General features: G+C 75.3%; 19 protein-coding genes. 13 read left to right on the top strand and 6 right to left on the bottom strand.

What is annotated here, in order from left to right; genetic code table 11:
- Positions 1 to 238 precede the first annotated feature (238 nt).
- Positions 239 to 1,036, top strand: coding sequence for an ABC transporter ATP-binding protein (locus RF640_RS09000; RefSeq protein ID WP_109222468.1), 798 nt, complete (start codon positions 239 to 241; stop codon positions 1,034 to 1,036).
- Complete coding sequence (locus tag RF640_RS08995; RefSeq protein WP_035928937.1) at positions 1,033 to 2,313, top strand: ABC transporter permease; 1,281 nt, start codon at positions 1,033 to 1,035, stop codon at positions 2,311 to 2,313. Before RF640_RS09000 ends, RF640_RS08995 begins: the two co-directional genes overlap by 4 nt.
- Before the next feature lie 31 nt (positions 2,314 to 2,344).
- Here the strand turns inward: RF640_RS08995 and RF640_RS08990 are convergent, their stop codons facing one another.
- Together RF640_RS08990 and RF640_RS08985 are read right to left on the bottom strand one after the other, a co-directional pair.
- On the bottom strand, positions 2,345 to 2,650 hold the full coding sequence (locus RF640_RS08990) for a DUF4193 domain-containing protein (RefSeq protein WP_017833185.1): 306 nt from the start codon (positions 2,648 to 2,650) through the stop codon (positions 2,345 to 2,347).
- Positions 2,651 to 2,791: 141 nt separating this feature from the next.
- Positions 2,792 to 3,283: a DUF3515 family protein gene (locus tag RF640_RS08985; RefSeq protein WP_095651683.1), complete on the bottom strand. Its 492-nt coding sequence runs from the start codon at positions 3,281 to 3,283 to the stop codon at positions 2,792 to 2,794.
- 64 nt (positions 3,284 to 3,347) lie between these two features.
- On the opposite strand from RF640_RS08985, the gene thiL reads away from it, so the two are divergent.
- From thiL to RF640_RS08960, 5 genes are all read left to right on the top strand, one after another.
- Positions 3,348 to 4,451, top strand: a complete 1,104-nt coding sequence (thiL, locus tag RF640_RS08980; RefSeq protein WP_109222467.1) for a thiamine-phosphate kinase — start codon at positions 3,348 to 3,350, stop codon at positions 4,449 to 4,451.
- The gene (locus tag RF640_RS08975) at positions 4,441 to 5,400 is read left to right on the top strand and encodes a DAK2 domain-containing protein (RefSeq protein WP_313960165.1); all 960 of its coding nucleotides are present in this window, start codon (positions 4,441 to 4,443) and stop codon (positions 5,398 to 5,400) included. The genes thiL and RF640_RS08975 overlap by 11 nt, the downstream gene beginning before the upstream one ends.
- A 12-nt stretch (positions 5,401 to 5,412) precedes the next feature.
- A complete protein-coding gene (locus RF640_RS08970; RefSeq protein WP_109222466.1) occupies positions 5,413 to 7,710 on the top strand; it encodes an ATP-dependent DNA helicase RecG in 2,298 nt (765 codons plus the stop codon).
- Between the two features lie 50 nt (positions 7,711 to 7,760).
- Positions 7,761 to 8,360: a 16S rRNA (guanine(966)-N(2))-methyltransferase RsmD gene (rsmD, locus tag RF640_RS08965; protein WP_368827545.1), complete on the top strand. Its 600-nt coding sequence runs from the start codon at positions 7,761 to 7,763 to the stop codon at positions 8,358 to 8,360.
- Positions 8,361 to 8,449: 89 nt separating this feature from the next.
- Positions 8,450 to 9,775 (top strand): UDP-glucose/GDP-mannose dehydrogenase family protein, encoded by a 1,326-nt coding sequence (locus RF640_RS08960; protein WP_126350230.1) that lies wholly within the window; start codon positions 8,450 to 8,452, stop codon positions 9,773 to 9,775.
- A 96-nt stretch (positions 9,776 to 9,871) separates the two neighbouring features.
- On the opposite strand, the gene RF640_RS08955 is transcribed toward RF640_RS08960, so the two are convergent.
- Positions 9,872 to 11,104: an aminotransferase class I/II-fold pyridoxal phosphate-dependent enzyme gene (locus RF640_RS08955; RefSeq protein ID WP_052133054.1), complete on the bottom strand. Its 1,233-nt coding sequence runs from the start codon at positions 11,102 to 11,104 to the stop codon at positions 9,872 to 9,874.
- A gap of 28 nt (positions 11,105 to 11,132) precedes the next feature.
- On the bottom strand, positions 11,133 to 12,473 hold the full coding sequence (locus RF640_RS08950; protein WP_368827542.1) for a wax ester/triacylglycerol synthase domain-containing protein: 1,341 nt from the start codon (positions 12,471 to 12,473) through the stop codon (positions 11,133 to 11,135).
- Positions 12,474 to 12,556: 83 nt separating this feature from the next.
- On the opposite strand from RF640_RS08950, the gene coaD reads away from it, so the two are divergent.
- The 6 genes from coaD (at position 12,557) to RF640_RS08920 (ending at position 16,947) form a co-directional block, all read left to right on the top strand.
- On the top strand, positions 12,557 to 13,024 hold the full coding sequence (coaD, locus tag RF640_RS08945) for a pantetheine-phosphate adenylyltransferase (protein ID WP_031282901.1): 468 nt from the start codon (positions 12,557 to 12,559) through the stop codon (positions 13,022 to 13,024).
- A gap of 170 nt (positions 13,025 to 13,194) precedes the next feature.
- The gene (locus RF640_RS08940; RefSeq protein ID WP_368827540.1) at positions 13,195 to 13,707 is read left to right on the top strand and encodes a DUF177 domain-containing protein; all 513 of its coding nucleotides are present in this window, start codon (positions 13,195 to 13,197) and stop codon (positions 13,705 to 13,707) included.
- Between the two features lie 2 nt (positions 13,708 to 13,709).
- Entirely contained in the window at positions 13,710 to 13,913 is a 204-nt protein-coding gene (gene rpmF / locus RF640_RS08935) for a 50S ribosomal protein L32 (protein WP_031282896.1), read from the top strand.
- 5 nt (positions 13,914 to 13,918) lie between these two features.
- On the top strand, positions 13,919 to 14,617 hold the full coding sequence (gene rnc, locus RF640_RS08930) for a ribonuclease III (RefSeq protein WP_017833173.1): 699 nt from the start codon (positions 13,919 to 13,921) through the stop codon (positions 14,615 to 14,617).
- Between the two features lie 20 nt (positions 14,618 to 14,637).
- Positions 14,638 to 15,579 carry a bifunctional DNA-formamidopyrimidine glycosylase/DNA-(apurinic or apyrimidinic site) lyase gene (mutM, locus tag RF640_RS08925; protein WP_035929793.1) on the top strand — a complete coding sequence of 314 codons (942 nt, stop codon included), beginning with the start codon at positions 14,638 to 14,640 and terminating at the stop codon, positions 15,577 to 15,579.
- Between the two features lie 324 nt (positions 15,580 to 15,903).
- Positions 15,904 to 16,947, top strand: a complete 1,044-nt coding sequence (locus RF640_RS08920) for an NAD(P)-dependent alcohol dehydrogenase (RefSeq protein ID WP_017833171.1) — start codon at positions 15,904 to 15,906, stop codon at positions 16,945 to 16,947.
- Positions 16,948 to 17,057: 110 nt separating this feature from the next.
- Here the strand turns inward: RF640_RS08920 and RF640_RS08915 are convergent, their stop codons facing one another.
- Together RF640_RS08915 and RF640_RS08910 are read right to left on the bottom strand one after the other, a co-directional pair.
- Positions 17,058 to 18,233: an NAD(P)-dependent oxidoreductase gene (locus RF640_RS08915; protein WP_115162804.1), complete on the bottom strand. Its 1,176-nt coding sequence runs from the start codon at positions 18,231 to 18,233 to the stop codon at positions 17,058 to 17,060.
- Positions 18,230 to 20,917 carry an alpha/beta fold hydrolase gene (locus RF640_RS08910; RefSeq protein ID WP_368827663.1) on the bottom strand — a complete coding sequence of 896 codons (2,688 nt, stop codon included), beginning with the start codon at positions 20,915 to 20,917 and terminating at the stop codon, positions 18,230 to 18,232. Before RF640_RS08910 ends, RF640_RS08915 begins: the two co-directional genes overlap by 4 nt.
- Between the last annotated feature and the right edge of the window lie 88 nt (positions 20,918 to 21,005).

The following is a 21,005-nucleotide window of genomic DNA, read 5'->3' as shown; positions in this document are numbered from 1 at the left end:
TACGTGACGGGAGGAGTCCCGGCCTGCAGCACCGGACCCGGCGAGCGCCTCCGGGCCCTCGTCACCGGTCCGCCGGGGGTGTCCGCACCGGCCGCCCCGGCCCGTGCGGGTCACGGGACAGCACTAGTGGGGACACGGATCGGGTCGCCGTCGTCATTCGCTTGCGCACATGATGGGGGAGGGACGTGGTCCCGCGGCGGCCGTCCGGGGGGACGGTCGCCCCGACAGGGGGAATTCGATGACGTCCGCGGTGCTCGAGGCCGAGAACCTGGTCAAGATCTACGGCCGGGGGGACACCCGTTTCGCCGCGCTGCGGGGCGTGGACCTGCGCATCCGGCACGGGGAGTCCGTCGCCGTCGTCGGGAAGTCCGGCTCGGGCAAGTCGACCCTGATGCACCTTCTCGCGCTGCTCGACGCGCCCACCCGCGGCACGGTGTCCCTGGACGGCAGGCCGGCGGCGTCGATGACGGCCCGTGAGCTCAACGAGACGCGCAACGCCGCGTTCGGGTTCGTGTTCCAGCAGTTCTACCTGACCCCGGACCAGACGGTCCTGGAGAACGTGGTGCTTCCGCTGCGCATCGCCGGGGTCCGCCCCGCAGCGCGCCGGCGCCGCGCCCTGGACGTGCTGGAGCGCCTGGACGTGGCGGAGAAGGCCTCCAGCCGTGCCGCCGACCTGTCGGGCGGGCAGAAGCAGCGGGTCGCGATCGCCCGGGCCCTGGTCAACGACCCCTCCGTGATCTTCGCCGACGAGCCCACGGGCAACCTCGACTCGGCCACCGGCGCGGTGGTCCAGGACCTCCTGCTCGAGCTCCACCGGGAGCGCGGCATCACCCTCGTCGTCGTCACCCACGACGAGGACCTCGCCCGGCGCTGCGGACGCCAGGTGCACCTGCACGACGGTCTCGTCGTGGACGCCCCCGCACCCCGGCAGGCCCCCGTCGCCGGAGCGGACGCCGCAGGAGGGGACGCCGCAGGAGGGGACGACGTCGGCGCGGACGACGAGGTCGTCGTCGGAGCGGTCGGAGGTGCCCGGTGAGGTGGTCCGACCTGCTGGCCTCGGCGGTCGCCAACACCGCGCGCGCCAGGATCCGCGCCACCCTGACCGTGCTCGCCGTCTTCATCGGTGCGTTCGCCCTGACCCTCACCTCCGGCATGGGCACCGGGGTGAACCGGTACATCGACGACACCGTGGCGGCGTTCGGCGACGCCGACGCGCTCTACGTCCAGAAGTCGCAGCCCCTCATCGAGCTGTCCTCGACCTCGGGCCCGCGGGAGTACGACCCGGACACCACCCGGATCCGCACGGGGTTCGGCGTGTCCTTCGAAGGGCTGACCCCCGAGGACATCGAGGTCATCGAGGACCTGGACGGGGTGCGCTCCGTCAAGCCGATGTACTCCGTGGCCCCCACCTACCTGGAGGCCGCCGACGGCAGCCGGTTCCAGCTCTCCCCGGGGATCCCCGTCGACGCCGTGGGTCTGCAGATGGTGGCCGGCGGAGCGCCCGCCGCGGGCCGGGACGAGATCGCGGTGCCCGACAGCTGGGTCGCCGACCTGGGCTTCTCCTCCGCGCAGGAGGCCGTCGGGGGCCGCGTCGACGTGGTCATGACCAACATGGCGGAGCAGGACCGGGCGTTCCCCGCCACGATCTCCGGGGTGACGCAGGCCAGTCTCGTCGGGACCTCCCTGAACCCCATCCCGTCGGACACGTTCAACGAGCGGCTCTACGACTACCAGGTCAGCGGCGTCCCGGAGGAGGTCCCGGAGAGCTTCGCGATGGCCACGGTCACGGTCGAGGACATGGCCCTGGCCCCCGGGATCCAGGCGCGGCTGGAGGAGCAGGACATGCTCGGGCTCACCGTGGAGGACCAGCTCGGCATGTTCCGCGCCGTCATCAACGCCATCGTGTGGATCCTCAACGCCTGCGCCGTCATCGCGCTCGTGGCCGCCGGGCTCGGCATCGTCAACACCCTGCTGATGTCGGTCCAGGAGCGGACCCGGGAGATCGGCCTGATGAAGGCCATGGGCATGAGCGGGGGCAGGGTCTTCGGCCTGTTCTCCCTCGAGGCCGTCTTCATCGGGTTCCTCGGGGCGGTCGTCGGCGCCGTCACGGGCGTCGTCGGCGGCTCGGCCCTGAGCGGGGCGCTGGCCGACGGGTTCCTGTCCGGGCTGCCGGGGCTGTCGCTGTTCGCGTTCGAGTCGTGGCGGGTGGCCCTGATCGTGCTCTCGGTCATGGGGATCGCGTTCCTGGCCGGGACGATCCCCGCCGTCCGGGCCGCGCGGAAGGACCCCATCGCCTCCCTGCGCCACGAGTGACCGGGCGGGCCCGGGGCGGGTGCCGCGGCCGTCAGCCCTCGCACTCGATGCAGTACCGGGCGCCGTCCTGCTCGCGGGCGAGCTGGCTGCGGTGGCGGACCAGGAAGCAGGACATGCAGGTGAACTCGTCGTCCTGCTCGGGCACCACCTGGATGAGCAGCTCCTCCTGGGACAGGTCCGCCCCCGGCAAGTCGATGCCCTCCGCCGTGTCCGAGTCGTCGACGTCGATCGCCGGGCTCTGAGCGGTGGCGCTGCGCTGCGCCTGGATCACCTCGAGGGACTCGTTGGCGGGCTCGTCCTCGGGCTTGACGCGGGGCTCGTCGTAATCGGTGGCCACGGATGTGCCTCCTTCTGGCGTGGTGGTGGGGCGCGGTGCGCTCGCGCGCGTGTCCACGCCACAACCGGGCAGGGCACGGGCCTATTCCCGAGCCCCGGGACGTCCCGGGGGAGGGGACGGACCCCTCCGTCCGGCCCCGGCTCAGAGGCCCTCCACCGTGTCCTGGAGGTCCAGGCACCGGCGCTCGGCGGGGATCTGCTCCACCGCGGAGCCCAGCTCGACCAGCAGGGTGGAGGAGGCCACGGCGGTGCTGTCGAAGACCACCTCGACGGCCGGGTCCCGGCCGTAGGTCGTGGCGGTCCAGGTGCTCCCGTCCTCGTCCTGGCGGATCAGCCAGTCGACGTCGTTGACGGAGGAGCAGGCGTCCGTGGTGGGCCCGGGCGGGGTCACGCCGCACCGCACGACCGCCGCCGTGGGCTCGCCGTAGGCCGTGGTGGCCTGGCTGGTGGTCTCGCGCCTCTCGTGCTCGCCGACGGTCTCCGGCATGGCCAGCATCGCCGGGGCGCACCCCGGGTCGGCGGCGTTCTCGGCGGGGTCCACGGTGACGGCGGGGGAGCACCCCGCGAGGACCGCCACCAGGGCTCCCGCCCCCAGCAGGGCACGGGCGGATCGGGACAGGGAGGGCGAGGGCATGCCCCCAGCGTAATCCTCGGGGGCGCCCGTTCCCGCGTCCGGGGCCGTCGTTAGGATGAGCGCCATGACCCGACCCCCAGCCGAGCCGTCCCCCGTGCCCGACGCCCCGCCCGGTCCGGGGCCCACCGTCGGGGAGCTCTCCGAGGCCGAGCTGCTGGCCCGGGTGCTCCCGCTGCTCCTGCGCCCCGCCCCCCGCCCCGGAGCGGACCTGGTGCTGCTCGGCCCCGGCGACGACTGCGCCGTGGTCGCGGCCCCGGACGGGCGGTACGTGATCACCACGGACACCCAGGTGCAGGACCAGGACTTCCGGCTCGCCTGGACCGGCGGCGCGGTCACCACGGGCTACGACACCGGGGTGAAGTGCGCGGCGCAGAACCTCGCCGACGTCGCCGCGATGGGCGCCGTCCCGTCGGCCGCCGTCGTCTCGCTCACCCTGCCGCCGGGCACGCCCGTGTCCTGGCCCGAGGACTTCGCCCGCGGCCTCCTGGCCGGGTTCGAGGCCATGGGCGCGGACCGCTGCGCCGTGGTGGGCGGGGACCTGGGCGCCGGCCGGGAGCTGTCGGTCACCGCCACGGTGACGGGCGACCTCGAGGGCCGGGACCCGGTGCGCCGCTCCGGGGCGGGCGAGGGCGGCACTGTGGCGCTCGCCGGGACCACCGGGCGGGCGGCGGCGGGCGTGGCGCTGCTCGAGGACCGCCGCTACCGGCCCGGCCGGGACGCGCTCCTGGACGGGCTCGCGGCGGCGCAGCTGCGGCCGTGCGCCCCGGTGACCGCCGGCCCCACGGCCGCCCGCGCCGGCGCCACCGCGATGATCGACCTCTCCGACGGCCTGCTCCGCGATGCCGGGCGGGTCGCGGCCGCCAGCGGCGTCGTCGTCGACCTCGACGGCGCGGCCGTGGCCGGCCTCGCCGAGCCCCTGCGCCCGGCCGCCCGGCTGCTCGGCGCCGACCCCCGCGACTGGGTGCTGACCGGGGGCGAGGACCACGGGCTGCTCGCCGTCTTCCCCCGGGGCGTGCCGCTGCCGGGGATGTTCCGTGCGATAGGCTCGTGTGCGCCCGCGCCCCCCGCGCACGACGACACCCTCCCCCGGGTGCTGCTCGACGGACGAGCGCCGCACCTCGCTCTCGGGCACCCGGTCGGCGAAGGATGGGATCACTTTGAACCATAGGATCGGATCGAACGCGGCCGTCATGCGGCGGTGGCTCGACCTGGCCCACCGTGATCTCGTGCGCCACAGCCCCGTCCTCAACGCCCTCAACGTCTTCCCGGTCGCGGACGCCGACACCGGGACCAACCTCGCGACCACCGTGCGCGCCGCCGCCGAGGCCGCCGCCGTGCTCGAGACCGGCGACGTCGGGGAGCTGCTCTCCCTCGCCGGCCAGGCCGCCCTCGAGGAGGCCCGCGGCAACTCGGGCACCCTGTTCTCCGTCTTCCTCACGGCCGTGGGCCGCTCCCTCGAGGGGAGCACCAGGATGAGCGCCGAGTCCGTCCGGCTGGCCCTGCACGCCGGCCACGTGCGCGCCTGGAGCGTCCTGACGGACCCCGTGGACGGGACCATGCTCTCCGTCCTGGAGGCCGCCGCCGCCGTGCCCGTGCCGCAGGGCGTGGAGGACGGGTCCAACCAGCAGCTCAAGGAGTTCCTGGCCGCCGTCAGCACCGCCGCCCGCGCCGCGGTCCTCGTCACCCCGGACCAGCTCGAGATCCTGCGCGAGACCGGCACGGTCGACGCCGGCGCCCTGGGCATGCTCGTGGTCTTCGACGCCCTGGCCCGCACCGTGGGCGGCGACGACGCCGGCGACGAGAACGCCCTCGACGCGCTGATCGACGCCGCCGCGGCCCGGGCCGCCGGCGCCGGGGACGCCCCGCACACCGTGCACGGCGGCGTGGAGGTGATGTGCACCGTGGAGCTCACCCCGCTGGACGCCGCGGAGCTGCGCCACGAGCTCAGCGAGGTGGGCACCAGCGTGATCATGAGCGCGGTGACCGAGACGGGGGACGGCTACCGCTGGCGCGTGCACGTCCACGTGCCGCGGCCCGAGGACGCCCTCACCGTGATCGGCGCCCGCGGCAAGGCCGTGAACCTCACGGTGACCTCCCTCTCGGAGGCGGACGGATGAGGCACCCCTGAGATGACCCCGACCCACGGCGGCGGGGCGTTCCCCGACCCGGTCTCCGAGCTCGACCAGCCGCTGGCCCGGCTGCTGGGGCGGACCACGGCCGACCAGCTGGCCCGGCAGCTCTCGGTGTCCACGATCGGGCAGCTGCTCGACCACTTCCCCCGCCGGTACATGCCGCGGGGCGAGCTCACCCCGTTCTCGGAGCTGCGCATCGACCAGCAGGTCACCATCGTGGCCGAGGTCGTGCACGCCTCCACCCGCCAGATGCGCTCGCGGCGCGGGTCCATCACGGACGTGGTGATCACGGACCGCGTCTCCTCCGACCCGCAGCGGCTCTTCGCGGACGGCGACCCGGGCCCCGGCCGGACGATGCGGCTGAGCTTCTTCAACGCCTGGACCGCCGCCAGGGACCTGCCCCCCGGAACGCACGCCCTGTTCTCCGGGAAGGTCGGGCTGTACAACGGCGGCGTGACCATGACGAACCCGCACTACGCGATCCTCGACCCGGACGCCCCGGAGGCCGGGGAGACCGCCGAGGAGCGGGCGGGCCGGCCCATCCCGATCTACCCGGCCACGGCCAAACTGACCACGGACAAGATCGCCCGCGCCGTGCACTCGCTGCTGCCCGTCGTGGACTTCGGGGCCGTCCCGGACCCGCTGCCGGACGGGATCCGGGAGCGGGAGGGGCTCATGGGGCTCGAGGAGGCGTACTGGCAGGTCCACCGCCCGAGGGACACCCGGGCGCACGGGGAGGCGCGCCGCCGGTTCCGCTACCAGGAGGCGTTCCTGCTCCAGTGCGCCCTGGCCCGCCGCCGCGCCGAGCTCGCCGCCCACCCCACCACCGCCCGCCCGGGCGTCCCCGCGGGGGTGCTCGCGCGGTTCGACGCCGGGCTGCCCTTCGAGCTCACCGCCGGGCAGCGGACCGTGGGGGAGCAGCTCGCCGCGGAGCTCGCGGGCACCCGCCCCATGAACCGGCTGCTCCAGGGCGACGTCGGCTCGGGCAAGACGCTCGTGGCCCTGCGCGCGATGCTGCAGGTCGTGGACTCCGGCGCGCAGGCGGCGCTGCTGGCCCCCACCGAGGTGCTCGCCGCCCAGCACCACGGCTCCGTGGTCCGCTCCCTGGGCCCGCTCGCGCAGGCCGGCCTGCTCGGCGGGGACCCGGACGGCACGCAGGTCGTGCTGCTCACGGGGTCCATGGGCGCCGCGGCGCGCAAGCGGGCCCTGCTGCAGATCGCGTCGGGGGAGGCCGGGATCGTCATCGGCACCCACGCCCTGCTCTCCGAGGTCGTCCAGTTCGCCGACCTCGGACTGGTCGTGGTGGACGAGCAGCACCGCTTCGGCGTCGAGCAGCGCGACCGGCTGCGGGACAAGGCCGGGCGGCCCCCGCACCTGCTGGTGATGACCGCGACCCCCATCCCGCGCACCGTGGCGATGACCGTCTTCGGCGACCTGGACGTCTCCGTCCTCGACGAGCTCCCGGCCGGCCGGCAGCCGATCGCCACCCACACCGTGGGGCTCGTGGAGCACCCGGGCTGGGAGCGGCGCCTGTGGCGGCGCGCCCGGGAGGAGATCGACGCGGGCCGCCAGGTCTACGTGGTCGCGCCCAAGATCGGCGACGACGACGAGCCCCCGCCCCACGCCTCCCTCGCGGAGTCCGCCCTCGCGGCGGCCTCCGAGGACGAGGAGTCCGAGGCGACGATGGCGTCCGTCACCTGGCTCGCCGAGCTCGTGGCCGCCGAGCCCGTCCTGGCCGGCGTGCGCGCCGAGGTGCTGCACGGCCGGCTCGACACGGACCGGAAGTCCCGGCTCATGGAGGAGTTCGCGGCCGGGGACGTGCAGCTGCTCGTGTGCACCACCGTGGTCGAGGTCGGCGTGGACGTGCCCAACGCCACGCTGATGATCATCGTCGACGCCGACCGGTTCGGCATCTCCCAGCTGCACCAGCTGCGCGGCCGGATCGGGCGCGGTGGGCACGCCGGGACGTGCCTGCTCGTCACCCGGCGCCCCGCCGAGCACCCGTCGCGGGAGCGGATCGAGGTGGTGGCCGGGTCCACGGACGGCTTCGAGCTGGCCCGGGCGGACCTCGAGCTGCGCCGCGAGGGCGACATCCTCGGCGCCGCGCAGTCCGGCGGCCGCTCCACCCTGCGCCTGCTGCGGGCCCTCGACGACGCCGAGCTCATCGAGCGCGCCCGCCGGGACGCCGTGACGATCCTGGGCGAGGACCCCCAGCTGCTGGAGCACCCCGAACTGGCCGAGGCCATCGAGCGCTACCTCGACCCGGACGCCGAGGCGTTCCTGGACCGGGGCTGAGCCCCCGTGCCGCCGAGCCGCGTGCCGCCGGGCACCCGAGAGGAGCACCCATGAGCAGGATCATCGCCGGGGCCGCCGGGGGGCTGCGCCTGCAGTCCGTGGCGGGCCGGGACACCCGGCCCACCACCGACCGGGTCAAGGAGTCCCTCTTCGCGCGGCTCGAGGCGTGGGGCATGCTCCGGGACGCCAGGGTCCTCGACCTCTTCGCGGGCTCCGGGGCCCTCGGCTGCGAGGCCGCGAGCCGCGGCGCGGCCGCCGTGACCCTCGTGGAGCGGCACGCGGGCGCGGCGCGGGTCTGCCGCGCCAACGCCGCGACGGTCCACCGGGCCCTCGGGCGCGAGGACGTCGTCACGGTCCGGCACGGGGCGGTGGGCGGCTACCTCGCGGATCCCGCCGAGGGGCCGTGGGACCTCGTGCTGGCCGACCCGCCCTACCCCCTGCCGGAGGCGGAGCTCGCCGCGGTCCTCGCCCCGCTGGTGGGCCGGCTGCGGGAGGGCGGGGTGCTCGTGGTCGAGCGCTCCACCCGGTCCCCGGAGCCCGGCTGGCCGGCCGGGCTGCGCCGCTTCGAGCAGAAGCGGCACGGGGAGACCACCGTGTGGTTCGCCGAGACGGACGTCACATCGCCCGCGTCCCCCGGCGCGCCGGACTGACACCTGCGCCGCTGGGCGCACCCCCTTTGACAAGATTCGACAGGCAGCATCGAGCCCGGGTCAGCGCCCGGGAGGAACGGAGGACGTCCATGAGGATCACGGTTCTGGGAACGGGCTACCTGGGGGCCACGCACGCCGCGTCGATGGCGGAGATGGGCTTCGAGGTGCTGGGGCTGGACGTGGACCCCGAGAAGGTCGACGCCCTGTCCCGCGGCGAGCTGCCCTTCCACGAGCCGGGCCTGGGCGAGCTGCTGCGCAAGCACGTGGGCACCGGCCGGCTGCGCTTCACCACGAGCTACGAGGAGGCCGGCGCCTTCGGCGACGTCCACTTCGTCGGGGTCGGCACCCCGCAGCGGGCCGGGAGCTTCGCGGCGGACATGCGCTACGTCGACGCCGCGGTCGGCTCCATCGCCGCGGCCGCCACGAAGGACTGCGTGATCGCCGGCAAGTCCACGGTCCCCGTGGGCTCCGCCCGCCGCCTGGCGGACCTGGCGAAGGCCTCGGCGCGGGAGGGCGTGGACGTGTCCCTGGTGTGGAACCCCGAGTTCCTGCGCGAGGGCTACGCCGTGGAGGACACCCTGGCCCCGGACCGGATGGTGCTGGGCTGTCAGGACCCGGCCGCCGAGGCCGTGATGCGCCGGGTCTACGCCCGGCAGCTGGCGGCCGGCGTCCCGCTGATCGTCACCGACTTCGAGACCGCCGAGCTCGTCAAGGTCGCGGCCAATGCCTTCCTGGCCACCAAGATCTCCTTCATCAACGCCCTGTCCGAGCTCACCGAGGCGGTCGGCGGGGACATCCGCACCCTGGCCGACGCGATCGGCCTCGACGAGCGGATCGGGCGCAAGTTCCTCAACGCCGGCGTGGGCTTCGGCGGCGGCTGCCTGCCGAAGGACATCCGCGCCCTGCGCGCCAGGGCCGCGGAGCTCGGGGTGGAGCAGTCGGTGCGCTTCCTCGCGGAGGTCGACGACATCAACGTCCGCCGCCGCGGCCACACGGTGGAGACGGTCACCCAGATGCTGGGCGGGACCGTGGTGGGCCGGCAGGTCGCCGTGCTCGGGGCGGCCTTCAAGCCGGACTCCGACGACGTGCGCGACTCCCCGGCCCTGGACATCGCCGCCCGGCTGCACTCGATCGGCGCCGAGGTGGCCGTCTACGACCCCAAGGCCAACGCCAACGCCGCCAAGCGCTATCCGCGCCTGGACTACGTGGACTCCCTCGAGGCCGCCGTCACCGGGGCCGAGGTCGTGGTGCTGCTGACCGAGTGGGCCGAGTTCAAGGCGATGACCCCGGAGCAGCTCGACCCGCTGGTGGCCGTCCCGCAGATCCTCGACGGCCGCAACGTGCTCGACCCCGACCGCTGGACCGCGGCCGGCTTCACCTACCGGGCCCTGGGCCGCCGGGCGAGCGCCGTCTGAGCCGCGGCGCGCGGGGCGGCGTCCCGCGCGCCGGTTCCCCGCCGCCGGGGAGCCGGCACGAGGGCGGGCGGCGAGCTCCCCGCCGTGCGGACCGGCTCAGCCGGCCAGCTGCCGCCCGGCCCGCTCCAGGACGTCCAGGCGCTTGCCGAACGAGAAGCGCATCCAGGACGCGTAGCGCTCCCGGTGCTCCGCGGAGGCGAGGGCCGGCACGGGCACGCCCACCACACCGGCCCGCTCGGCCAGCACCGGCGCCAGGTGCGCGGCGTCCTCGACCCCGTACCGCTCGCACAGGCCGCGGACGTCCGCCACGACGAAGAACGTGCCCTGCGGCTCGAACGGCTCGGCGCCCGCCGCGGCCAGGCCCCGCACGAGCACGTCGCGCCGCCGCCGGAAGTCCTCCGTGAGCCGGTCGTAGAACCCGTCCGGCAGGCCCAGAGCGGTGGCCGCCCCGATCTGCAGCGGCGTGGCGGCGCTGTGCGTGAGATAGGCCTTCGTGGCGCGCACCGGGCCCACGAGGTGCGCCGGCCCGCTGACCCAGCCCACCCGCCAGCCCGTGACCGAGAAGGACTTGCCCACGGAGGACACGGTGAGGGTCCGTTCGAAGGCCCCCGGCAGCGCGGCGAGCGGCCGGTGCCCGCCGGCGTAGCGCAGGTGCTCGTAGACCTCGTCGGTCACCACCACGCAGTCGTGCTCGGCGGCGAGTCCGGCCACGCGGGCCAGGACGGCGTCATCGAACACCGTCCCGGTCGGGTTGTGCGGGTCGTTGAGGATCACCATGCGGGTGCGGGGCCCGAAGGCCGCGGCGAGGCGGTCGAGGTCGGGGGAGAAGTGCGGCGGCTCGAGGGGGACCGTGACCAGCCGCGCACCGGCGAACTCCACCACGGCGCCGTAGAGGTCGTAGTGCGGCTCGAACACGACCACCTCGTCCCCGGGGCGCAGGAACGCGAGCAGGCTCGCGGCCAGCCCCTCGGACGCGCCCACGGTCACGACCACCCCGGAGGCCGGGTCCAGGTCGATCCCGTAGAACCGGTGCTGGTGCGCCGCGACGGCCTCCTGCAGCAGCGGCAGACCCGCCACCGGCGAGTACTGGTTGCCGCCGCCGTGCAGTGCGGCCGCCGCGGCGTCGAGCATCTCCCGCGGGCCGTCGACGTCCGGGAAGCCCTGGCCCAGGTTGATCGCGCCCGTGCGCGCGGCCAGCCGTGACATCTCCTCGAAGACGGTCCCGGTGAGCTCCCCGGTGCCGGTCAGCAGACCGCCCCCGCGGGCCATCCGCTCCCACGGGGGGCCGGACGTGTGCGTGGACGGGACGGCGGCGTCGGTGGCATCCATGGCCGCCAGTCTAGGGTCCCGCGGCGGCTCAGGGCGGCGGCCCGGCGCCGAGCCGCACGAGGGTCCCGGCCAGCCCCTCGACGAACACCGGGAGGTCCGGCACCACGTCGGCGTCGGCCACCACGTCGATGCCCAGGGTCCCCGTGTAGGAGACGACGCCCACGGCGAGGGCCAGGTTGCCCTGCACGGCGCCGAGCTGGAACAGCTCGAGCACCGGTGCCCCCGCGAAGAGCAGGGGCGCCGCGGGGCCGCGCACGTTGCTGAGCAGCACGTTGACGAGCCGCTGCCGGTCCATGACCCGGACCATCCAGCGCTGGGCCAGGCGGCCGCCCGGCCGGTACGGCGGACGGGTCCGCTGCCGGGAGGTGGTGGCCGCGATCCGCCGCAGCCCGGCCACCGGGTCGGGCTCGTCGACGGGCACGGCCACGACGCGCACACCGGCCCGGTTGCCGCCGGCGGGGTCCCCCGCCGCGCGCACGGAGGCGGCCACCGACACCTTCAGCTCCGGCACGCCGGCCAGCTCGCCGCGCGCGGCCAGCAGCCGCCGGGCGCCGCCCGCCACGGCGGTGAGCACCACGTCGTTGACCGTCCCGCCGTGCCGGTGGGCCAGCTCCCGGACCGCCGCCAGGTCGGCGCGCACCAGCACCGCCCGGCGCCGCGCGCCCACGGGCCGGTTGACGGACAGCGCCGGGGCGCGGCCCTCCGCGAGCGCGCCGCGGACCTGGGCCGCGGCGCCGAGCAGGCGGGCAGCGGCGCGGGCCGGAGTGCGGGCCGGAGCGCGGGCCGTGGCAGGGACGGGCGGCGGGCCGCCGCCCGTCCCCGGGCGACCCGGCGCGTCCGGGGCGCGCGGGGCGCCGCCGGGCGCGGGATCGAACAGGGGCGCGAGCAGGGTCAGCGCCGCGAGACCGTCGGCGAGCACGTGGTGCCACCGGATCAGCAGGCCGACCCGGCCGCCGGCGAGGCCGGGGAGCAGCCACAGCTCCCACAGGGGCCGGTCCCGGGGCAGCGGGACGGCGGCGATCCCGGCGCACACCCGGAGCAGGCTCTCCTCGTCCCCGGGCGGCGGCACCGGACGGCTGCGCACGTGCCGGGAGACGTCGAAGACCGGGTCGTCGAGCCACACGGGGCGTCCGCCCCCGGGGCGGGCGAGCAGCCGGCGCAGCGGCCAGACGTCCCGGGTGCGCCGCTCGACGTGCTCCCGCACCTCCGCCAGCCGGACGCGCCCGCCGGCATCGAGGAGGGGACCGGCCTCCAGGAGGGCCAGGGCCGCGATGTGCATGGGCACCCCGCGCCGCTCCACGCGGAGGTTGGCCTCGTCCAGGGCGCTGATCCGCTCCCCGGTCCGCGCCCGGCGGCACTGCATGCCCATGTCGGTGCTCCGCTCTGGCCGGAGGACTCCCTCGTCCACCACGGTACGCCGCCCCGGCACGGAGCGCCCCTAGGATGGCACCCATGCACCGAGCGATCTGCCCCGGCTCCTTCGACCCCCTGCACAACGGCCACGTGGAGGTCGTCGCGCGCGCCGCGGCGCTCTTCGACGAGGTCGTCGTCGCGGTCTCCACCAACCCGCACAAGCGCTACCGCTTCGACGCTGACCGGCGGCTGGCCCTGGTGGCGGAGAGCCTCGCGGACGTCGCCGGCGTCGTCGTCGAGCCCATGGGCGCGGGCCTGCTCGCGGAGTACGCGGCGCAGCGGGGGGCGGTGGCCCTGGTCAAGGGGCTGCGCTCGGGCGAGGACTTCGAGTACGAGGTGCCGATGGCCACGATGAACCGCCACCTCACGGGGGTGGAGACGGTCTTCCTGCCCGGCGACCCCCGGTTCCTGCACCTGTCCTCGACCCTCGTGAAGGAGGTCCAGGGCCTCGGCGGCGACGTCTCCGGGTTCGTGCCGGCGCCCGTGCTGCGGGCCCTGCAGGGCTGAGCGGGCGCGGCCCGTCCCGGCGCGCCCGGACCCGGCCCGTTTGAGAACGCGCGGGGCGGCACGCTAACATGGTCTGTCGGTCAGAATTTCACCAGGAGTCAGTCATCAGTCGCGAGAACAGTTCGCCCCTCACCATCGGTGTCCGGGACCTCGAGCACCGCCCGGGGACGATGCGACGCCTGGAAGAAGTTGTGCCCGCGCCGGATAACTTCGGCAACGCACTCATCGGCGCCCCGGAGGGCTCGGACATCGACCTGGACCTCCGGCTGGAATCCGTCCACGACGGGATCCTGGTGTCCGGCACGGCCGCCGTGGCCATCCACGGCGAGTGCAGCCGGTGCCTCGACCCGATCGACTACGATCTGGACGTCGACGTGCAGGAGCTCTACGTCTTCGACCCCGCCGCCGACGGCGGGGAGGACTCCGAGGACGACCAGATGTATGAAGTTCAGGACGAGACCATCGACCTCGAGCCCATGCTTCGGGACGCAGTGATCACGCAGCTGCCGTTCCAACCGGTGTGCCGGGAGGACTGCCAGGGGTTGTGCGCCCAGTGCGGCGCGCGCCTGGAGGACGACCCGGGACACCACCACGAGGTGCTCGATCCTCGCTGGAGCGCCCTGTCGGGGCTGCTCGAGCAGGACACCTCGACCCAGACGACCGAACCGAGAGAAGAGAGATAGCCGTGGCTGTTCCGAAGCGGAAAATGTCCCGTGCCAACACCCGTGCACGCCGTTCGCAGTGGAAGGCGACCGCGCCCAAGCTGGTCAAGACCGTCGAGAACGGCAAGGTCACCTACAGCCTGCCGCACCAGGCGAAGGTCGTGACCGACTCCGCCGGCACCGCGCTGTTCCTGGAGTACAAGGGCCGCAAGGTGGCCGACGCCTGACCACGGTGACCTCCACCGCGACACCTCAGGACCTGCTGGAGCGTCTCGGCGTCGACATCGACGCCGGGACGCTTCGTCTTGCCCTGACCCACCGCTCCTACGCGTACGAGCACGAGGGGCAGGGCCACAACGAGCGGCTCGAGTTCCTCGGGGACTCCGTGCTGGGTCTCGCGGTCACCGACGAGATCTTCCACCGCTACCCCGACGACTCCGAGGGCAACCTCGCGAAGATCCGCTCGGCCGTGGTCAGCACCCGCACGCTCGCCGACCTCGCCCGGTCCCTGGACGTGGGCCCCCACATCCGCCTGGGCAAGGGCGAGGTGCGCACCAACGGGCACGAGAAGGCCTCGATCCTCGCCGACACCATGGAGGCGCTGATCGGCGCCGTGTACGTGAGCACCGGCCTCGACGCGGCCCGGGCCTTCGTGCTGCGGCTCGTGGTGCCCCTGCTGGAGGACGGCTTCGTGATGAGCGAGGGCCGGGACTGGAAGACCGAGATCCAGGAGCTGGCGGCGGCCCGCGCCCTGGGCCCCGTGCGCTACGCCGTGGAGGGCACGGGCCCCGACCACGACCGCCGCTACGAGGCGCACGTGCTCGTCGGCGGTCAGGACCACGGCACGGGCACCGGCACCACCAAGAAGGAGGCCGAGCGCTCCGCCGCGGCGCAGGCCTACGCGACCCTGGTGGCCCGCCGCGGTGGCTGAGCGCACGCCCCGGAGCGCCCGTGCCTGAGCTGCCCGAGGTCGAGGTGGTCCGCCGCGGGGTGGAGCGCTGGGTGGTCGGCCGCCGGATCGAGTCCGTGCAGGTCCTGGACCCCCGCTCGGTGCGCCGCCACGAGCCCGGCCCCGTCTCCTTCGGCCACGAGCTCGACGGCGCGGTCGTGGCCGACGCGGTGCGCCGCGGCAAGTTCCTGTGGCTGCCGCTGACCGGGGCGGACGGCGCCCCGCCGCAGGAGGCGCTGCTGGTGCACCTGGGGATGAGCGGGCAGCTGCTGGTCAAGGACGCCGGGCTGCCCGACGAGAAGCACCTCAAGGTGCGGCTGGGCCTGTCCGAGCGCCCCGGCACCCCGGCGGAGCTGCGCTTCGTGGACCAGCGGATCTTCGGCGGCATGCTCCTCGACCGGCTCGTCCTCACCGACGACGGCGCCCCGGGCGGCCGTTCGGCCACGGGCGTCCCGCTGGTGCCCGCCCGGGCCGCCCACATCGCCCGGGACCCGCTGGACCCCGCCTTCGACGCGGAGCGCCTCCACGACCGGCTGCGCCGGCGCCGGACCGGGCTCAAGCGCGCGCTGCTGGACCAGGCGCTGGTCTCCGGGATCGGCAACATCTACGCGGACGAGGCCCTGTGGCAGGCGCGCCTGCACTGGGCGCGGCCCACCGACACGCTCCGGCGGCCCGAGACGCTGCGCCTTCTCGCGGCCGTCCGCGAGGTCATGGACCGCGCGCTGGCGGCCGGCGGGACGAGCTTCGACTCCCTCTACGTCAACGTCAACGGCGAGTCCGGCTACTTCGCCCGCTCCCTCTCCGCCTACGGCCGGGCCTCCCTGCCCTGCCCGCGCTGCGCGGAGGAGGGGCGGAGCACCCTGATCGTGCGGGAGCAGTTCATGAACCGCTCCTCCTACCGCTGCCCGGTCTGCCAGCGCACGCCCCGCAACGCCCGGTTCTGAGACCGGGCCCCGGGCGTGGCACGGGGGGCGCCGGTCCCCGGCGGCCCGGAATCGATCAGCTTCCTTTCCAACTTCCTGCGCGTGTAGGCTCGTCGAGGACGTGCGACTCGCCATGATCCCGTCGGGGAAGACCCCGCGCCGGCCCCGCACCGTCCTCCACCCTCCGTGGCGGCCGCCCCTGCGGTCGCGACCCCCGGTCACCGCCGGCACCAGGAGCCGCACCCGGTTCCGGAGGCCGCCGTGCGCCCGGGCGGGCGCCCCCTTCCGCCGCACCCGCACTGCTGCACGCACACTTCTGCACCCACACCCTCCGAGGAGCACCTCTTGCGCACCGTCAACGCCTACGCCGCCCCGTCCGCCGGCGCACCGCTGGTCCCGACCACTCTCGAGCGCCGGGACCTCGGCGCCCACGACGTCCTCATCGAGATCAAGTACGCCGGGATCTGCCACTCCGACCTGCACACCGTCCAGGGGGACTGGGGCCCCCAGCAGTACCCGCTGACCCCCGGGCACGAGATCGCCGGGATCGTCACCGAGGTCGGCGCCGGCGTCACCCGCCACGCGGTCGGCGACCGGGTCGGGGTCGGGTGCATGGTCAACTCCTGCGGCGAGTGCGCCAACTGCCGGGCCGGCGACGAGCAGTACTGCCTCGACGGCGCCGTGATGACCTACGGCGCCGAGGACCGCGACGGCACCGTCACCCAGGGCGGGTACTCCACCCACGTGGTGGTCACCGAGGACTTCGTGCTGCGCATCCCGGAGGGCATCGAGCTCGACGTCGCCGCGCCCCTGCTGTGCGCCGGCATCACCACCTTCTCCCCGCTGAACCACTGGAAGGCCGGCCCCGGCAAGAAGGTCGCCGTCGTGGGTCTGGGCGGGCTGGGGCACCTGGGCGTGAAGATCGCCCACGCCATGGGCGCGGAGGTCACGGTGCTCTCCCAGTCGCTGCGCAAGAAGGAGGCCGGGCTGGCCCTGGGCGCCGACGCCTACTACGCCACGAGCGACCCGCAGACGTTCGAGGAGCTGGCCGGGACCTTCGACCTGGTCCTCAACACGGTCAGCGCGAAGATCGACCTCGACGCCCACCTGTCGTTGCTGAACGTCAACGGGGCCATGGTCAACGTCGGCGCCCCGGCGGAGCCGCTGGACGTCAACGTGTTCTCGCTGCTGGCCAACCGCCGCACCTTCGCCGGGTCCATGATCGGCGGCATCGGGGAGACCCAGGAGATGCTCGACTTCTGCGCCGAGCACGGGGTGGGCGCCGAGATCGAGGTCATCTCGGCCGAGCAGATCAACGAGGCCTACGAGCGGGTGCAGAACTCGGACGTGCGCTACCGGTTCGTGATCGACACCGCCACGCTGGTCTGATCCCCGGCCCCGCGCACCCCCGGGGCGACCGCACGTGCGGCCGCCCCGGGGTGCGCCGCACGTGCGGGCCGCAGACCGCCGACCGGCCCGCCGCCCGACGCGGCGGGGGATCAGCGGGCGGCGGTGGACCCGGTGGCGGGCATCGGGGCGTCGTGGGCGCCCAGGGTGTGGGTCCGGTAGTACTCGGCCAGCCGCGCCATGCCCTCCTCGACCGTCACGGACGGCGTCCAGTCGAGCACCTCGCGGGTGCTCTGCTGCTCGAACCAGTGGGCCGTGGACATCTGCTCGGCCAGGAAGGCCGTCATCGGCGGCTCGTCCGCCCCCGGGCGGAGCGCCCACACCTTCTCGATGACCGTGCCCGCGAGGCGGGCCAGGACGCCGGGGACCCGGCGCGTGGGCGGCTCCACGCCGGCCGCCCGGCAGAAACCCGCCACGAGCTCGCCCACGGTGCGGGGCTGGCCGTTCGTGACCACCAGCGCCCGTCCGTGCGCCCACTCGATCCGCTCCAGCGCCCGCACGACCGCCTCGGCCGCGTTGTCCACGTAGGTGGTGTCGATCAGGGCCGCCCCGTGGTCCAGCAGCGGCAGCCGCCCCTTCGCGGCGCGGTCGACGATCCGCTCGACCAGCTGGGTGTCCCCGGGGCCCCACACGATGTGCGGGCGCACGGCCGTGACGCGCATCCCACGGCCGTCGGCCTCGAGCGCGAGCAGCTCGGCCGCGGCCTTGGACCGGGCGTAGTTGCCGCGGGCGTGCACGGGGTCGGCCGCCCGGGCGGGCTCGCCCACGATGGAGTCGCCCGTGTGGGCGACCGACGGCGAGGAGACGAACACCACGTTGTCCACGCCGGCCCGCCGCGCGGTCTCCAGGACCACGCGGGTGCCGGTGACGTTGGTCAGCACGAACTCGTCCCAGTCCCCGGCGAAGGAGACCTTGGCGGCGAGGTGCACGACGTCGTCGACGCCCTCCATGGCCCGCGCCACGGCGTCCGGGTCCGTGACCGAGCCCAGGACCTCCTCGACGTTCGGCTGGTCGGCCAGCGGCGCGTGCCGGCGCTGGAGCAGCCGGACCGTCCAGTGGCGGGCGGCGAGCAGCCGCGCCACGTGCTCCCCGAGCATCCCGGAGGCGCCGGTGACGAGCACCGTCCGCCCGTCGCCGGACAGCTCCTGCCGCCCGCGCTCCACCTCGTGGCTGCCGGTGCCGGCCGGCGGGGCGCCCTCCGTCACGGAGGCGTCGTAGGCGGGGACCTTGTCGTCGTGCGTGCCGTCCTGGCGGTGCTTGCCGTTCACGGGTTCCTGATCCTTCCTCCGGCCAGGGCGTGCTCCGCCCATCCGGCCAGCAGGGCTCGGTCGATCTTGGAGTTGTGCCGGATGTCGGTGGGGTGCTCGGGGACCACGAGCACGGCCGCGAGGTCCAGGCCCGTGGCCTCGCGCACGGCGGCGCGCACGGCACCGGAGAGCAGCGGGTCGGCGGGGCCCGGGCGCGGGGCCGCCGGGACGGTCTCCACGACGGCCACGGGCACCTGCGTGCCCGCCGGGCCGACCCCGACGACGGCGGTGCGGCCGACGCCGGGCACGGTCCGGGCCGCGTGCTCCGCGGCGACCGGCGTCAGCACGCCGCCGGCGGAGACGATGACGTGGGCGAGGCGGCCCTCGACCCACAGCCGCCCGGCGGCGTCGAAGTGCCCGACGTCCCCGGTGCGGTGCCAGCCGGGCAGCTGGGTGCTGAGGTGCTCCGTGTGCCAGAGCCTGTCGTAGCGGTCCTTGACGTGCGGGGCGCGGGCGACGATCTCGCCGGTGACCCCGGGCTCGGTGGTGATCCCGTCGTCGGGGACGCCGTCCGGGCCCAGGGCGGTGACCCCCAGCTCGGCGCCGTGCACGGCGGTGCCCACGCACACGCCGTTGCCGGCGCCGGCCACGGCGGATCCCGCGCTGTCCAGGCCGGCCTGCCGGATGGTCCCGAGGGTCACGTCCGTGAGGGGCAGCCCCTCGGTCATCCCGTAGGGGGTGTGCAGCGTCGCCGCGGGTACGAGTTCCTGCAGCTGCTCCAGGAGCGGCTCCGGGAGGGGTGCCCCGGCCGAGAGCACGAGCTCCACGAGCTCGAGCGCCCGCCGCTGCCCCTCGTCGAGCTCGTGCCGGGTCGCGAGGACGTTGGCGATCGCCGCGGGGGAGAGGAACACGGCCGTGGCCTGGATGGCCGAGGCGGCGTCGGCCAGGGCGCGGGCGGTGAGGGTCTTCGGCGCGGTCACGTCCATGTCCGGGGTCACGGACGTGGTGCCCATGGCGGGTCCCAGCAGCGCGAAGGGCGCGAAGCCCGCCACGAGCCCCGTGCCGGCGGTGAGCCCGTACGTGCCGCGCACGGCGTCCCGCATGGCGGAGAGCTGGCGGTGGGTGTAGACGACGCCCTTGGCCGGGCCCGTGGACCCGGAGGTGAACAGCACCGCGGCGTCCGCGTCCGGGTCCGGGGCGGGCAGGTCGGCGCGCGGGGCCGAGTCCAGCAGCGCGGGGACGTCGTGCGTCACGCCGAGGGCCCGGCGGGACACGGGGTCGAGGGCCTCGAGCGAGATCCGGGTGCCCGGCCAGCCGAGGGCCCGGCCGGCGACGAGCGCCCTGCGGATGCCCACGAGCCAGGCCGGGGCGGCCCCCCGCAGCGCCCGGGTGAGGCCCTTGGGGCCGAGCCCGGAGTCCGCCACGACGACGACGGCGCCGATGCGCAGGCACGCGTAGAGCAGCGCGGTGAGGTCGGAGCCCGGCGGCACCATGAGGCTCACGCGGTCCCCGGGGCGCACCCCGATGCCGGTGAGCCCCGCGGCGAGGCGGTCCACGCGGTCGGCGAGCTCCGCCCAGCTCAGGCTCGCCCGCACCGGGGCCGCGTGCGCCCCCGCGCCCGCGTCCCCGGAGGCGGGGGCCATGTCCACGACGGCGAGGCCGAGGTCGGCCCGCCGCGCGTCGAGCTCCGCGGGGAAGGGGACGTGCTCGCCGCGGGAGACGGCGCGCCGCTGCAGGTGCAGCTCGCGGCGGCGGGGGCCGGGGCCGAAGCGGTCCGCGAGCCAGGCCATCACCGGCGTCGCGACGTCCCGGTCCTCGGGCAGCAGGTGCAGGGCTCCCTCGTAGCGGTGGACGTCGGCGTGCGGCATGCGGCGCACGAGGTCCTGCAGGTAGCGCTCCTGGAACACGGGGTCGCCGATGCCCCACAGCAGCAGGGCGGGGACCTCGCGGGCGGCCACGCCGGCGGCGATCTGCTCGTAGCGGGCGTGCGAGGGGTGGTCCGGGGCGGCCGGGATGTCGGCCACGAAGTTGCGGATCGCCTCCCGCCGGGCGCGCGTGGCGTAGGGCGCCCGGTAGGCCGCCCGCACCTCGCGGGACAGGGACGGCTCCGCCAGTGCCAGGGCCACGTCGAGGAAGCTCGTGGTCCGCTCGGTGAGCAGCCCGTGCGCGGCCGGGGCCAGTGCCAGCCGCAGCGAGGCGGGGATCCGCTCGGCGTTGTCGTGGTGGACGGCGGTGTTGGTGAGGATCGTGGCGCGGTGGACGTCCTGGTGCTCCAGGGCCCAGCCGGAGGACACGAGCCCGCCCCAGTCGTGGGCGAGGGTCACCACGGGGGCCTCGCTCGCGTCCAGGCCGAGCTCGGCCGTGAGGTCGCCCAGGTCGCGGACCCGGTCGTCGAGGCGGCGGAAGAGCCCGGTCCGCTCGGAGAACCCCATGTCGAGCTGGTCCACGGCGATCACCCGCCAGGGGTTCGCGGGGTCCGTCCCGGCGGCCAGCACGTCGCGCCACAGGTAGGACCAGGTGGGGTTGCCGTGCACGGCGAGGACCGTGCCCCGCGGGGTGAGGCCGGCGGCCTCCAGGGAGGCCGCGTTGTCGAGGACGTGCCAGCGGCGCCGCCGGCCGGGGACCGGCTCCACGGGGGCCGTCGAGGCCACCGTGACCGTGCGGGACCACGCCGGGTCCACCCCGGGCAGGGGGACCTCCGTCATGGGCAGCCGCGCCGCGTCCGGCCCTCCGGGCTGCTGGGTCGTGGACGGTCGTGTGCGTGCCATGGTCGTGGGGCTCCTCGAGGGTGCG

Origin of the sequence: Kocuria sp. CPCC 205231 (genome assembly GCF_040980965.1) — a bacterium.
GTDB lineage: Bacteria > Actinomycetota > Actinomycetes > Actinomycetales > Micrococcaceae > Kocuria > Kocuria rosea.
Note: the sequence above shows the minus strand (reverse complement) of the source record. Positions and strands in the feature narration are given on the sequence as shown.